The following is a 13,437-nucleotide window of genomic DNA, read 5'->3' as shown; positions in this document are numbered from 1 at the left end:
GACTCAGAACGTTTCCCAGTTATCACCGTTATTCGCTACCGCCGGACGTAGTGCGGCAGGTTTTACTGCCGCAGAGTTCTGCTGTTGAGTACGCCCCTGAGCCTTGCCGCTCAGACGAAACGCCCCGACCGCCTCTGTCAGACGCGCGCCCTGTTCTTCCAGCGACGCCGCCGCCGCGGAGGCCTCTTCCACCAGCGAGGCGTTCTGCTGAGTCACTTTATCCATCTCCGAAATAGCCTGGCTGACCTGCACGATACCGCGGCTCTGCTCGTCAGACGCGGCGGCAATCTCCAGCATGATGTCGGTGACGCGCTTCACCGCCTCGACGATCTCATTCATGGTATTGCCTGCGGCAACGACCTCACCGGAACCCTGATCTATCAGCGAGACCGATTCGTTGATCAGGCTTTCGATCTCTTTTGCGGCGTTGGCGCTGCGGCTTGCCAGGGTACGGACTTCGCTGGCCACCACGGCGAACCCGCGTCCCTGCTCGCCCGCCCGCGCCGCTTCCACCGCCGCGTTAAGCGCCAGGATATTGGTCTGGAAGGCGATGCTGTTGATCACCGCGGTAATCTCAGAGATTTTCTTCGAACTGCTTGAGATATTGCCCATAGTTTTGACCACACCGGAGACCATCTGGCCGCCGCGGCTGGCTTTCCCGGAGGCATCTTCCGCCAGCTTGCTGGCATGATGGGCGTTATCGGCGTTCTGCTTCACCGTCGCGGTCAGCTGCTCCATGCTGGCGGCAGTCTGCTCAATCGCCGCGGCCTGCTGCTCGGTTCGTGATGAGAGATCGGTGTTACCGGCAGAGATCTCGCTGGTACCCCGGTAGATCTCCTCCGCTCCCTGACGGACGGTTCCGACCGTTGTTTCAAGGGAGTGCTGCATGGTTTGCAGATCGCGCGTCAGGCGGCCAATTTCGCTGCGTCCGGCCACGTCGTCCGGCATCGTCAGGTCGCCTTTGGCGATATTCTCGATACGTTTCGCTGCACGCTGCAGCGGATTAATGACCGTGCGGCGCAGCACAACGAAGGTCATCGCGGTCAGCACCAGCGCCAGCGCAAACGCGCCCACCATAAACATCAGGCCCAGTTGCGTGCGGCTGTGCGCCTGCGCCGTCAGCGCATTGGCGCGGTCGGTGCGGATCTTAATCGCCTTCAGCAGAACGGCGTTGTAAGCGTCGTCCAGCGGGCGCGCGGTCTCATTTTCGTGGTTGATGATCGCCTCGAACATGCCGTTTTTGGCAAATTTGACCATCGGCTGGAGGCCCGCAATATAGGCGTCGTAGCGTGCCTTCAGGTCTGCATCCAGCGCTTCGTCCGCAGCGCTGCGCACGGAACGATGCATATAGGCGGTAAAGCTATCCTGGGACTGTTTAATGCGAGTTTCCGCCTCACGGATGTTCTGCTTCATGGCCTCCATCTCCGCGATACGGCTTGCCGCGCCGGCGTGGATCATATTGATACGCGCGGTGCGCAGATGGTTTGAGCTGTTCGACAGCCCCATACGCACCTGAATTTCGGACGTAACGTCCTGCTGATCGTTGTCGGCCTGTAGCAGGAAATACCCCGCCAGACCCGAACTCAAGGCAAACAGCAGAATAATGCCACCGAGAATGGAGGAAAACAGCGGAACCAGCCTGATGTGATGCAGGAAGCTCAGCTTGCGCTGCGCCTGCATCGAAGAAGTGTTGTCCATGACCGTCGACTCTCTTATAGGTAAGATGCGCAAAAACACGCCTGTTAGATAGTCATCGGCACGGCAGAGATTTAGATTACGGCTAAAAACGCCGCACTGGTCACACTTTAGAGAAGATTATTAAAGAAATGCCAGCGGCTAAAAACCGCTGGCAGAAGAGTTACTTGTCGCCGAAATGAATGACGGTACGGATGGATTTTCCTTCGTGCATCAGATCGAACGCCTCGTTGATCTGTTCCAGCGGTAAACGGTGGGTAATGAACGGGTCGAGCCGAATTTTACCGACCATCGCGTCTTCCACCATGCCGGGAAGCTGGGTACGCCCCTTCACGCCGCCAAACGCGGAGCCGCGCCAGACGCGTCCGGTCACCAGCTGGAATGGACGGGTTTTGATCTCCTGGCCTGCCCCGGCCACGCCGATGATGATACTCTCACCCCAGCCCTTGTGGCAGCATTCCAGCGCAGAACGCATTACGTTGACGTTGCCGATACACTCGAAGCTGAAGTCCACGCCGCCGTCGGTCATCTCAACGATGACGTCCTGAATCGGTTTCTCGTGATCTTTCGGGTTCACGAAATCGGTCGCGCCCATTTCACCCGCCAGCTTGAATTTTTCCGGGTTGGTATCGACCGCGATGATACGCCCGGCCTTCGCCTGCACCGCACCCTGAATCACTGCCAGACCAATGCCGCCGAGACCAAACACCGCCACGGTGTCGCCCTCTTTGACTTTTGCCGTGTTATGCACCGCGCCAATGCCGGTAGTTACGCCACAGCCCAGCAGGCAGACTTTATCCAGCGGCGCCTGCGGGTTGACCTTCGCCAGCGAGATCTCCGCGCAAACGGTGTATTCGCTGAAGGTGCTGGTACCCATGTAGTGATAAATTGGCTCACCGTTGTAGGAGAAACGGGTGGTGCCGTCCGGCATCAGCCCTTTCCCCTGAGTGGCGCGCACGGCCTGGCAGAGGTTAGTTTTGCCGGATTTACAGAACTTACACTCTCCGCATTCCGCCGTGTACAGCGGGATAACGTGATCGCCTGGCTTCAGGCTGGTCACGCCCTCGCCCACTTCCACCACAATCCCGCCGCCTTCATGACCCAGCACAGCCGGGAAGACGCCTTCCGGATCGTCACCGGAGAGGGTAAACGCATCGGTATGGCACACGCCGGTATGGGTGATTTTGATCAGCACTTCGCCTTTTTTCGGCGGTGCGACGTCGATGTCGACGATTTTCAGCGGCTGGCCGGGGCCAAATGCAACAGCTGCGCGAGATTTCATCATGTCTTCCCTTTTTGTCAGGTGTGTGGATTTATTTTAGATAAGAGCGCAGCAAATGGCCGACTTCCGCCATGCGTACGGCTCGCTGATCCGGCGTTGTGTCTCCCGTCACCAGCTCGTCTTTGAGATGTATTTCAACCATTTCGCCCATCAGGCCATTGGCAGCGCCGCGCACGGCGGCAATTTGCTGCAGGATGGCCAGACAGGGGTCGCCCGACTCCAGCGCGCGTTCAAGGGCATCAACCTGGCCCCGAATGCGGCGGACGCGCGTCAGAATACGTTTTTTATCTTCGGGTGAGTGCGGCATATGCCCTCCTGATACTATAGGGGGGTATGGTATATGAGTTATCTTACATATGTAAACTTACTTTTAACGTGAAATCTAGATCGGGCTGAGCTTATCCGGCACTCATCCCCCTGCCATCTTGCGCCAGCATTTGCAGCTCCTCCTGAAGCCATCGGGTCGCCCCCCGCTGGCCGCTGCGCTTATGCGAGTAAATTTTCACCTCAAATTTGGGAATAGAGAACGGCAAGGCAAAAATCCTCAGTTCCGCCGCCGCAACCAGCTTCTCGGCGGCGTAACGAGGAATGGCCATCAGCAGGTCGCTTTCCGCAACGATAAATGGCGCGCTCAGCATCGACGGCGTTTTGATCGCAATGTGCCGCGTATAGCCCAGTTGCTCGAGCCGCACGTCCAGGACGCCCTGCTTTTCATTCCACGGCGTCACCACCAGGTGTCGGGCAGCGAGGTAATCCTCCAGCGTCAGCCGGGTCCGGCTTGCGTTGCTGATAACCACATACTCATCCTCAAACCAGCCGATCTCTTCCAGTTCCGGATGGCGGATATCGTCCTCGGTGCTGAAACCGAGCGCCAGATCCACCTCGCCCGCCAGCAGCTCCGTCAGCGCCGGGCTGTGCGGCAGATAGCGCAATTCGAAACGCAAGCCCGGGGCAGCAGTCTGCAGCTTGTGCATCAGGGCGGGAAAAATACATAGCGCGGTAAAATCCGTAATCCCAATTTGCAAGCTTTCGGTACTGCTGCCGGCGTCAAACTCCGGCTGCGGGGTCAGCTCCTGATTAAGGAACGACAATGCGGAAGCAATAGAAGGCGCAAGCTGAGAGGCGTACACGCTGGGGGACATACGATGCCCTTCCCGAAAAAAGAGCGGATCGTTAAGGGCCGTGCGCAGACGCGACAGCGCATGGCTCAGCGCCGAGGTGCTCATCGCCAGCTCGTCGGCTGCGAGGCGAACGGAACGGTGGCGGTAAATGGCGTCAAAAACGGGCAGCAGGTTTAAATCAAGACGTCTCAGCGCCAGATGCATAATATTCATCATTTGTTGAGTTCATTGCACTTAATTCTTCGGACAATACTCCGTATGCTTAACGCCATCAATCGCGAACCGTGCAAATAACAGGAAAAACAATGAGCATAACCCTTCGTCAGGCCCGTCCCGAAGATGCAGCGGCTATTTACGCCATGATCTATGAGCTGGCGGTATATGAAAAAGCCCCCGAAGAGGTCGTAACCACGCCGGACGAGATCCGGGAAACCCTCTTTGGTGCGGGCAGTAAAACCGAGGCGTTGATCGCTGAGTTTGACGGCAGGATCGCCGGCTATGCCGTGTTCTTCACCAGCTATTCGACCTGGCTTGGACGCAACGGGATTTATATGGAAGACCTGTACATTTCCCCGGACTACCGCGGTAAAGGCGCAGGCAGAGCGCTGCTGAAACATATCGCTCAACTCGCGGTAAAACGGCAATGTGGCCGCCTTGAATGGAGCGTGCTGGACTGGAACCAGCCCGCCATCGATTTTTATCTGAGCATTGGCGCGCTGCCGCAGTCCGAATGGGTGCGCTACCGTCTTGACGGCGAAGCGCTGCTCAAATTTGCCGAATAGCGGCACCGCTCAGCGCGAGGATCCCGACCAGGCGGATCCTCGATTCCCGCCAGTACAGTCTGAAGACATTAATAACTTGTGCTACAATTCCATAAATTTCATTAACATATTGTAGAACAACATGAGTACAACCCCCTTCATCCGCCCGCAGCTCACCCTGCCAAACGGCGCCGATAAACTTCTGCTGCACTCCTGCTGCGCCCCCTGCTCCGGTGAAGTCATGGAAGCTATTCAGGCCTCGGGCATTGACTACACCATTTTCTTCTATAACCCCAATATCCATCCGCAAAAGGAATACCTCATCCGTAAGGAAGAAAACATTCGTTTTGCAGAAAAACACGGCGTGCCGTTTGTTGATGCCGATTACGATACCGATAACTGGTTCGAGCGTGCAAAAGGCATGGAGTGGGAGCCCGAGCGCGGCGTCCGCTGCACCATGTGCTTCGATATGCGCTTCGAGCGTACGGCGCTCTACGCGGCGGAAAATGGTTTCAGCGTAATCAGCAGCTCGCTGGGGATCTCTCGCTGGAAGAATATGCAGCAGATCAATGACTGCGGCCAGCGTGCGGCAGCGCGCTATCCCGGGATGGTCTACTGGGACTACAACTGGCGCAAACAGGGCGGCTCATCACGCATGATTGAGATCAGCAAGCGGGAACAGTTTTACCAGCAGGAATATTGCGGCTGCGTGTATTCCCTTCGGGACAGCAACCTGCACCGCAAGTCTCAGGGCCGCCCGCTTATCCGCATTGGCAAACTGTATTACGGCCATGATGAGAACGAAAAATAACGGCCTCTTCTGGTGTAGATATATCCGAAAACCGGCCAATTCCCTCCGAAATTTAGCGTTCCGCCTCTCATCTTTTCAAAGAGAGGCTATCCTTTAACTATCAACAAAAGGAGGCAAAAATGTCTGATTTCGGTACTGATAAAAACACCCAGTTTGCAGAAGACAAAGCAAAAAATAAATTTGATGAACTTTCAGGTTCAGCCCAGCAGCAGTTCGGTGAATTCGTTGATTCACCGAAGCATCAGGTAAAAGGCGCTGCGAAAAAATATGCCGCACAGGCCAGCGATGCTGTCTCTGACGTGACTGAAGCGGTCAGAAATAACCCGCTCACCGGTCTTATCGCCGCGGGTGCGGTTGGTATTGTGCTTGGCCTGTTGCTGGGACGCAAATAAACAAGGCCCTTCGGGGCTTTATTTTTTAGCTGAACAATCTCACCATGCGGTCTAATTCCTCCTCTTTCACGGCGCGCGAGAGATAATATCCCTGAAAGTTTTTCACACCCAGCTCGACTAATTTTTCAAACTTCTCCTCACTGTCAACGCCCTCTGCAATGCAAGCTGTTCCGGTCATATCGCTGTAAATCTGTATCGCTTTAATCAGATTATAATCGTTGTCGTTCGCCACAAAATGATCGACGATGTCCCGATCCAGTTTCAGCCCATCAAAATGCACCTGCCTCACGGGGAACATGGCATGATGGCTTGAGAAGCAGTCGTCAAGAAACAGTCTGCACCCCGTTTTACGCAGGTGCCGCATGGTTTCTGGGATGCTTTTATCTTTCGTTACATCAATATCTTCCGCGAATTCAAAGACCAGCTTTTCTGCCCACTGGGGGTTAAGCAGCATGCCGATGGCTTTCCTGGCCATCTCTGGCAACGCGTTCCCGGACGCCAGGCGAGGCGGAATATTAACGGAAAAATAGAATTTACCGTTATATTTATTAATCCCGGACACGGCGGCGTGGATCACCATAGCCGTAATCTTTAACCATACTTCATAATTAGCGATATCATTCAGAAAACGGGCTGGCTTGACTATTTTACCGTTCTTATTCCAGCGAATAAGTATCTCAAACCCCACTCCTTTCTTGTCACGATCGGTAATGATCTGGTAGGCGGGAAATATCTCCCTTTTCACCAGCGCATTAAAAACTTCCGCTTCTTTATCCGTGAAGTCCACTCTTTGATTTTGGCTTTTAATCCGCCTTTCCACTTTTACATTGCGCGGTTCATTCAACCATCGCTTGATACAATGTAATTTCTGCAGACCTTCTTTACGATGGGTGTAAACCGTTTTATTAGAAAGCCTCAGTTTGTCGCACAGGTCTTTTATAGACATGCCGCGATAGAAGTTCAATAAAACATCAACCTCTCTTCTTGTCAGCCATTTGAGCTTTTCTGACGAAGAACAGTCCAGATAGTAATCGCGTAATAAGCGCGAGCGGTCCTTAAAGCCATTATTGTGGGTGTGGAAACAGGTTATTACATCAGATACGCTGGCTATGCGAATCAATGATAATTGATGACTGTTATTTAGAAGACTACCCAGGGTTCGATACAGCCAGCTGTCCGGTATATCACCATACAGGGTAACACGACGAATAACAGGAAGTGCATTGAGTACGGATGCCAGTCGCGTCAGGCTCTCCAGGAGAGCTACCGTACCTTTTCCCAGGAACACTACGATGTGAGCGTTTTGATGAATAAGGATATTTTCCTTGTCAGGATCAGATAACGCATCTCCATCAAAGTGAATATGCGCAGTCTCTATGCCATACTTTTTGAGCAGCAGGTGATATCCCTGAAACGTAAAGCCGCAGGTTGAAATGACAAATCTTTGCTCGTTGCGCGCATCATTCCTGAGAGAAATTGGGTGGGTCATAACCTGCTCCTGGGCACGAAAGCGCCATTATTATTATGAGTATGTAAACCAACAGCGGTGTGTATAATAATTTTACAATACACCATCAGGTTAAGATACTGTTATCAACGCCATGCACTGTAACATCTTTGCGTTAATCACCCTTTTCCACGCATAAATATAACTCTATATTTCTTTTAAAATACCGACCGCAAGCCACTTTTTCTCAGGTATAATGAAAATTCCGAAAAAGAAGGCTGGATACTTCATCTATCGGCTCATCAAATACGAGAAAAATGCTATGGATAATCACATCTCATCCAGGGCCTTGCTACATCGAAGGGATGTTATAAAAAGCAACCCGCGGTTTAGTGAGGCAATATTAGAGCACTACACAATCAATGACGCCATCTACAAAAAACAACCCTTGTTCTACAAGACAATGCTTCAGGAATCACGGTTTAACATTATTCTTTCCATGTGTTGTTTTATATTTGGCAATCAGGCCGAATCCGTCTCAGAGATAAAAGAGTTATGTTCCCGCTATAAAATAGCCAGCCCCAACAGCGTTATTGCGATCATTACGTTACTCAGAACCACGGGACGCATCAGGACCTGGCGCTGTACGGAAGACCGGCGAAAAACGAGAATTGCCCCAACCGAAAAAGGATTGAATGAACTCAAACGCTATATGTCCGGTGCATTTTTACCCGTCAGCATTCTTTACCCGACGTTTAATATTGATGTAAACCTGCTGGATAATGACACATTGAGAAATAATTTCTTCCGCCGCGCGGCAGAATATCTTTTTCGGGGATTAACGTTCAGAAAAGTTTTACCGGAAGTGGGGTTATTTATTGATAAGGATGGAGGCCGCATGATTATGCTGTATCTTTACCTGCAGGCCATAAAAAACAAATCCGCCCACGGCGCGGTTATTCAATACTCCGCCAGCACGCTCGCTAAAGAATTCTTTGTCTCCCGGATCCACGTCAACCGGATTATCAAATCGGCGCATGAGGCAGGTTATCTTAAAGATCGTGGTGACGGTCGCCTGTCGGTGTATCCGGCGTTTTTCGAACTGGTCGAAAACTATGCCGGATTATATTTCGCCTATGTTACTCATTACATTAACGTGGTGCCGAAGGAGCGACGCCACCCAAACAACGTAACGTCAACGGTATAATACAAATGGCGTTCGGTATCCCGAACGCCAATCTTTATCTTTCGCGCAGCGCCTCTTTTGCCTTGTTCAGCGGTTTCAACAGATAATCCAGGATGGTTTTGCTGCCGGTTTTAATATCTACCGTTGCAATCATCCCTGGAAAGACCGGAAAGTCTTTGCCCTGCTTATTGGTCAGGTGGTTACTGTCGGTGCGGATATAGACGCGGTAGTAGTAGACATCTCTTTTCACCTCGTCCTGCAGGGTGTCCGGCGAAATCATGGTCACCTCGCCCTCCAGCCCGCCATAGATGGAGTAGTCATAGGCCGTAATTTTCACCAGCGCTTTCTGGCCGGGGTGGATAAACGCGACATCGCGCGGCGAGATTTTCGCCTCAACCACCATCTGGTCGTCCAGCGGGACCAGGCTCATCAGCTTGCCGTTCGGGGGAATAACGCCGCCCACGGTCGTCACGTCAATATCCTTCACAATCCCACGTACCGGCGCGTTGAAGGTCAGCCGGGTCAGGGAGTCCTCACGCCCTTTCATCACCGAACGCTGGGCTTCAATCTCCGCGTTGGCTTTCGCCAGCTCTTCACGGGCGCGGACGTAATACTGATTTTTCATCTCGGTGATTTTATTCTCAAGCTCATTTTTTTGACGCTCAAGACGTAACACCTCAACCTTGCTGGCCGCCCCCTGGGTCACCAGCGGACGGGTCAACGACAGCTCGCGCTGCACCAGCTCGGCGCCCTGACGTAAGCCGGCCAGCCCTTTTTCAAGGCTCTCGCGACGGGACTGATAGAGCGCCGTTTCCTGTTTGACCAGCTCAACGTCATCGTCCAGTTCCTCGGGAAACGCGAGTTCCGTGTCGTTAACTTCGGCCTTCAGTCGCGCAGCCGTTGCCAGCGCCGCGTTCAGACGAGACTCGCTCTCCAGCACGCTGGACTCGGTCTTAGTCCGGTCAAGCTGTGCCAGCTGCTGACCGCGCTCAACGATATCGCCTTCGCGAACCAGCAGGCTATGGATAATCCCCCCTTCCAGGGACTGAATCACCTGCTCATGGGAGGACGGGATCACCTTGCCGCTGCCGGTCGTGACTTCGTCCAGCTGGAACAGGCTCGCCCAGGCGATAAACACCGCCAGCAGGGCGAACAGCGACCATGCCACCAGCGAGGATCGCGGCAGGAGCGGCTCTTTCAGACGGCTGTTATAACGGGAGAAATCGTTCATGCCGCCCCCTCCTCTGCAACAGCCGCCGGCTTCATGGTCACGGTGCGCTGTGCCGCCTTTTGCGGCGCCAGCCCGTGCTGATGCAGGATCGCGTCGCGTGGACCGTCCATCACCACCTTGCCGTTTTCCAGCACAATAATGCGGTCGACCAAATCCAGAATCGGCAGGCGATGGGTTGCTACCACCAGCGTCCGGCGCTTACCCAGCCATTTGTGAAGATGCTGAATAAACTGCTTCTCGCTCATCTCGTCCAGCCAGGCGGTAGGCTCATCCAGCAGCAGGATATTCGGGGCAGTGATCAGCGCGCGCGCCAGCAGCAGCGCCTGACGCTGTCCGCCGGAGAGGCCCGTTCCGCCCTCGTTGATGATGGTGTTCAGCCCCATTTTCTGCTTACGCACATACTCCAGCGCGCCGCTATTGACCAGCGCCTGATGAATTTCATCGTCGGTGGCGAGCGGGTTCCCCATCAGGATATTGTCCCGCACGGAGCCAAAGAACAGCCGCGCCTGCTGGCTAAGCAGCTGCATGTCGCGACGCAGGTCGGCCGGGTCCAGATGATTGAGAGCAATATCGTCCAGCAGAATGCTCCCCTGCTGCGGCTCCTGCATGCCCGCCAGAAGCTGCAGCAGCGTGCTTTTACCGGAGCCGTTACGCCCGAGCACCGCCACGCGCTCACCGGCGCGAATGTGCAGTTTGCCGATGTTCAGCACGGTGAGTTTCTCTTCCTCGTCATAGTAGAAGCCGACGTCTTCCAGCCGGTAATCCCCGCGCAGGTGCGCTTTATGCACCTTCTTCCCGTGCTGCGGATCGTCAATCGGGCGCTGCATCAGGTCGTCCAGCCCCTTTCGGGCCACCTTTGCCGACTGCCAGCGCGACAGCACGCCAGAAATCTGCGACAGCGGCGCGATGGTGCGAGACGCAAGAATCGAGGTTCCCACCAGCGCACCGGTGGTCATGTCGCCGCTGATGACCAGGTAACAGCCCACCAGCAGGACCACCGCATAGACGATGGACTGCACCTCCTGGGTCCAGGTCAACAGCAGCCCCGTCAGCCAGCGCTGCTTCATGCCGACGCTGGCGGCCACGTCGTTGGTGTTGTTCCACTGGTTCTGGAAACGCTGCTCGGCGCGCATCAGCTTGATGTCTTCAATGCCCTGCACCGCCTCCACCAGCGTCGCGTTACGAATGGCGGATTCACGCATCCCTTCGCTGGAGAGTTTCCCCAGCGGGCGCTGCACCAGCAGGCCCGGAATAAGCAGCAGCGGCACGGCGAGCAGGACTACCAGCACCAGTGGGCCGCCAATCATCCACAGAATAAAGACGAACAGCAGGAAGAACGGCAGGTCGGAGATCGCCGCAATGGTGGTCGAGGTGATGAGCTCGCGCACCGACTCCAGCTCGCGGATCTGGGCGATAAACGATCCGGTTGATTTGGAGCGCGCCCCGTTTTTAATTCGCAGCGCGTGAGCAAAGACGCGTTCTGAGATGCGCAGGTCGGCGCGTTTCCCCACCACGTCCGAAATATGCACGCGCAGCATGCGCATGATGAATTCAAACACGATGGCGAGCATGACGCCGCCAAACAGCACCCACAGCGTGGCCTCCGACTGCGACGGCACCACCCTGTCGTACACCTGCATGGAGAAAACCATGCCGGAGAGCGCCAGCACGTTAGCGACCAGCGCCACCAGCATGATGTCGCTGTAGCGGCGCCAATCCTTCAGCGCCAGCTGCCAGAACCAGTTTTTCTCATACGGTTTGATGTAGTCGTCCACGCGGGCATCCGGCGTGGACTCTAGCGGGCGCAGCACCAGCAGCGTTTTCAACCGTGAGCCGAGCGCGTCCCGCGTTAGCGTCGTCTCCAGCCCGCCGTCGCCGCTGAACTGCAGGCTGACGTTGCCTTCGTTGTCCATGCGGTTAATGACCGCGATTTGACCGCCAGTGAATTCCGCCAGCAGCGGCAGGCGCCACGGATCGAGAGATGTTGCATCCGTCGCCACGCGCATTCCCAGCCCTAGCTGGCGCGCCATCTCCTCCAGCACCAGCTGGCGCGGAGACTGACTTTCATGGTTAATCGTGACCCGAACGTGCTCCACCGAAAAGTCCAGCCGGTAGTGCTTCGCGATGATGAGCATGCCCTGCAGCCAGGGTTCGTACTGTGGATGTGTCTTCATAATCTCCGGGTTAACGCCATTCGTGTAAAGAAACGCCAAAAGGCCGCGAGGATTACTCCCCGCGGCGTTGGTTTACGCAATTAACAGCTGATGATTCGCCAGCAGCGTCGCCAGGTCCGTCTGCACGCCGTTCAGCGTCACCAGGGTGGTTGGCGAGAACTGGCCGCCGGTACCGTCCAGATCCACCTGGATTTCGGTATTGCTGCCGTTCTGCACCACGCGGACGTAATCGGTGATGTTGCCCGCGCTGCTGTCCAGCGTGGCCACGCCGTTCACATAGCTCGCCGAGCCCGTGCCGGTATAGCCGCTGCCAGAGAGCAGATCGCGCAGGTCAATACGATCCGTGTCCGCGGTCCCTTCCCAGGTGCCGACGGTGAAGCCGTTCACCACGTCGTGACCGTTACCGCCCGTCGCGTCCGACGCGTTGATCAGCTTGTAGAGCAACGTATCGTGACCGCCGCTGCCGATATTGAAGGTGTCGTTCCCGCCTCGGCCTTCGAACTGGTTATCACCGCTGTTGCCGGTAATGACGTCGTCGAAGTTCGAGCCGTTGATGCCCTCAATGTTGAGCAGTCGTGACGTACCGAACCCGGTGTCCTGCGCGGTAGAGAGACGCAAATCAACGGTTACGCCGGAAGTCGCATTGCGGTAATCCACCACGTCCATCCCGCCGGTGTTGCTCCAGGTGTCGTAGTCGGAATGGGTATTCCAGCCGCCGGAGCCGTTGTAGGTATAGGTGCCATCCTCTGCGATAAAGGTGTCGTTATACCCGGTCCCGGTGAGGGTCCCGCTGTGGCCGCCGGTGGCCGCTTCGGCCGTCAGGACGTAGCCCTCTTTGCCGTTGCCCGCTTCCAGACCGCTCCAGGTGACGTTATCCGACACGCCGTTGGTGATCTTCAGGATCTCGGCCGAATAGGTTTCATTCGGATCCAGCCCGTAGAAGCTCACCAGCGCAGAGGTATCGTTCGAACCAATACCAGACTGGGCGTTAATGATCTGCGAAGCCACCAACACGCCCGCGGCGTTGTACAGATTGACCGTGTTGCCGTAGAAGGCATTGATGCCCTCGCTGTCGACAATGTGCAGGTGCATCGCGGTACCGTCAGCAATTTTGGCGCTGTTTTGCACCAGCACCACCTTGCCGTTCTGCTGCGACACCAGCAGATCCTTCGCGCCGTCCCAGTTGTAGTCCACTGCCGCCACGCCGGTGGCGTAGGCCAGGCCAGTTTTAAGCAGGCTGGCGGTCCAGCTGGAACCGTAGCCGTTGTTGGTGAACAGGGTTGCCGTCTGTGAACCGCCGTAGGTGCTGAGCTTGACGATGTCCATCTGCCCGCCCG

The 13,437-nt window shown here is 55.4% G+C and carries 12 protein-coding genes; 4 read left to right on the top strand and 8 right to left on the bottom strand.

Annotation, left to right across the window (positions count from 1 at the left end):
- Positions 1 to 3 precede the first annotated feature (3 nt).
- The 4 genes from DG357_RS10970 to DG357_RS10955 all read right to left on the bottom strand — a co-directional run bounded on the left by DG357_RS10970 (position 4) and on the right by DG357_RS10955 (position 4,314).
- A complete protein-coding gene (locus tag DG357_RS10970; RefSeq protein ID WP_048959568.1) occupies positions 4 to 1,698 on the bottom strand; it encodes a methyl-accepting chemotaxis protein in 1,695 nt (564 codons plus the stop codon).
- A 160-nt stretch (positions 1,699 to 1,858) separates the two neighbouring features.
- Positions 1,859 to 2,977, bottom strand: a complete 1,119-nt coding sequence (locus tag DG357_RS10965) for an S-(hydroxymethyl)glutathione dehydrogenase/class III alcohol dehydrogenase (protein WP_088205599.1) — start codon at positions 2,975 to 2,977, stop codon at positions 1,859 to 1,861.
- A gap of 31 nt (positions 2,978 to 3,008) precedes the next feature.
- Positions 3,009 to 3,284 carry a metal/formaldehyde-sensitive transcriptional repressor gene (locus DG357_RS10960; RefSeq protein WP_028013093.1) on the bottom strand — a complete coding sequence of 92 codons (276 nt, stop codon included), beginning with the start codon at positions 3,282 to 3,284 and terminating at the stop codon, positions 3,009 to 3,011.
- A 91-nt stretch (positions 3,285 to 3,375) separates the two neighbouring features.
- The gene (locus DG357_RS10955) at positions 3,376 to 4,314 is read right to left on the bottom strand and encodes a LysR family transcriptional regulator (protein ID WP_088205412.1); all 939 of its coding nucleotides are present in this window, start codon (positions 4,312 to 4,314) and stop codon (positions 3,376 to 3,378) included.
- Positions 4,315 to 4,403: 89 nt separating this feature from the next.
- On the opposite strand from DG357_RS10955, the gene DG357_RS10950 reads away from it, so the two are divergent.
- The 3 genes from DG357_RS10950 to DG357_RS10940 all read left to right on the top strand — a co-directional run bounded on the left by DG357_RS10950 (position 4,404) and on the right by DG357_RS10940 (position 6,062).
- Positions 4,404 to 4,880, top strand: coding sequence for a GNAT family N-acetyltransferase (locus DG357_RS10950; protein ID WP_045260478.1), 477 nt, complete (start codon positions 4,404 to 4,406; stop codon positions 4,878 to 4,880).
- 121 nt (positions 4,881 to 5,001) lie between these two features.
- A complete protein-coding gene (locus DG357_RS10945) occupies positions 5,002 to 5,670 on the top strand; it encodes an epoxyqueuosine reductase QueH (RefSeq protein WP_059357517.1) in 669 nt (222 codons plus the stop codon).
- A 119-nt stretch (positions 5,671 to 5,789) separates the two neighbouring features.
- Positions 5,790 to 6,062, top strand: a complete 273-nt coding sequence (locus tag DG357_RS10940; RefSeq protein WP_028013089.1) for a DUF883 family protein — start codon at positions 5,790 to 5,792, stop codon at positions 6,060 to 6,062.
- Between the two features lie 25 nt (positions 6,063 to 6,087).
- Here DG357_RS10940 and DG357_RS10935 read toward each other — a convergent pair whose 3' ends face one another.
- Complete coding sequence (locus tag DG357_RS10935) at positions 6,088 to 7,551, bottom strand: EAL domain-containing protein (protein WP_088205411.1); 1,464 nt, start codon at positions 7,549 to 7,551, stop codon at positions 6,088 to 6,090.
- A 280-nt stretch (positions 7,552 to 7,831) separates the two neighbouring features.
- Between DG357_RS10935 and DG357_RS10930 the strand changes: the two genes are divergently transcribed.
- Positions 7,832 to 8,716, top strand: coding sequence for a helix-turn-helix domain-containing protein (locus DG357_RS10930; protein ID WP_028013087.1), 885 nt, complete (start codon positions 7,832 to 7,834; stop codon positions 8,714 to 8,716).
- A 34-nt stretch (positions 8,717 to 8,750) separates the two neighbouring features.
- On the opposite strand, the gene DG357_RS10925 is transcribed toward DG357_RS10930, so the two are convergent.
- The 3 genes from DG357_RS10925 to DG357_RS23330 form a co-directional block, all read right to left on the bottom strand.
- Positions 8,751 to 9,926, bottom strand: coding sequence for an HlyD family type I secretion periplasmic adaptor subunit (locus tag DG357_RS10925; RefSeq protein WP_088205410.1), 1,176 nt, complete (start codon positions 9,924 to 9,926; stop codon positions 8,751 to 8,753).
- Positions 9,923 to 12,100 (bottom strand): type I secretion system permease/ATPase, encoded by a 2,178-nt coding sequence (locus tag DG357_RS10920; protein ID WP_088205409.1) that lies wholly within the window; start codon positions 12,098 to 12,100, stop codon positions 9,923 to 9,925. Before DG357_RS10920 ends, DG357_RS10925 begins: the two co-directional genes overlap by 4 nt.
- A gap of 72 nt (positions 12,101 to 12,172) precedes the next feature.
- A complete protein-coding gene (locus tag DG357_RS23330; RefSeq protein ID WP_408608530.1) occupies positions 12,173 to 13,426 on the bottom strand; it encodes a type I secretion C-terminal target domain-containing protein in 1,254 nt (417 codons plus the stop codon).
- Between the last annotated feature and the right edge of the window lie 11 nt (positions 13,427 to 13,437).

It is taken from the genome of Enterobacter bugandensis, assembly GCF_900324475.1.
In the GTDB taxonomy this organism is placed as follows: Bacteria; Pseudomonadota; Gammaproteobacteria; order Enterobacterales; family Enterobacteriaceae; genus Enterobacter; species Enterobacter bugandensis.
Note: the sequence above shows the minus strand (reverse complement) of the source record. Positions and strands in the feature narration are given on the sequence as shown.

What these genes read in the sequence shown, in the direction of transcription:
- DG357_RS10960 (WP_028013093.1), bottom strand. Translation starts at nt 3,284, where the DNA reads ATGCCGCACTCACCCGAAGATAAAAAACGTATTCTGACGCGCGTCCGC.
- DG357_RS10925 (WP_088205410.1), bottom strand. Translation starts at nt 9,926, where the DNA reads ATGAACGATTTCTCCCGTTATAACAGCCGTCTGAAAGAGCCGCTCCTG.
- DG357_RS10935 (WP_088205411.1), bottom strand. Translation starts at nt 7,551, where the DNA reads ATGACCCACCCAATTTCTCTCAGGAATGATGCGCGCAACGAGCAAAGA.
- DG357_RS10945 (WP_059357517.1), top strand. Translation starts at nt 5,002, where the DNA reads ATGAGTACAACCCCCTTCATCCGCCCGCAGCTCACCCTGCCAAACGGC.
- DG357_RS10955 (WP_088205412.1), bottom strand. Translation starts at nt 4,314, where the DNA reads ATGATGAATATTATGCATCTGGCGCTGAGACGTCTTGATTTAAACCTG.
- DG357_RS10930 (WP_028013087.1), top strand. Translation starts at nt 7,832, where the DNA reads ATGGATAATCACATCTCATCCAGGGCCTTGCTACATCGAAGGGATGTT.
- DG357_RS10965 (WP_088205599.1), bottom strand. Translation starts at nt 2,977, where the DNA reads ATGAAATCTCGCGCAGCTGTTGCATTTGGCCCCGGCCAGCCGCTGAAA.
- DG357_RS23330 (WP_408608530.1), bottom strand. Translation starts at nt 13,426, where the DNA reads ATGGACATCGTCAAGCTCAGCACCTACGGCGGTTCACAGACGGCAACC.
- DG357_RS10920 (WP_088205409.1), bottom strand. Translation starts at nt 12,100, where the DNA reads ATGAAGACACATCCACAGTACGAACCCTGGCTGCAGGGCATGCTCATC.
- DG357_RS10950 (WP_045260478.1), top strand. Translation starts at nt 4,404, where the DNA reads ATGAGCATAACCCTTCGTCAGGCCCGTCCCGAAGATGCAGCGGCTATT.
- DG357_RS10940 (WP_028013089.1), top strand. Translation starts at nt 5,790, where the DNA reads ATGTCTGATTTCGGTACTGATAAAAACACCCAGTTTGCAGAAGACAAA.
- DG357_RS10970 (WP_048959568.1), bottom strand. Translation starts at nt 1,698, where the DNA reads ATGGACAACACTTCTTCGATGCAGGCGCAGCGCAAGCTGAGCTTCCTG.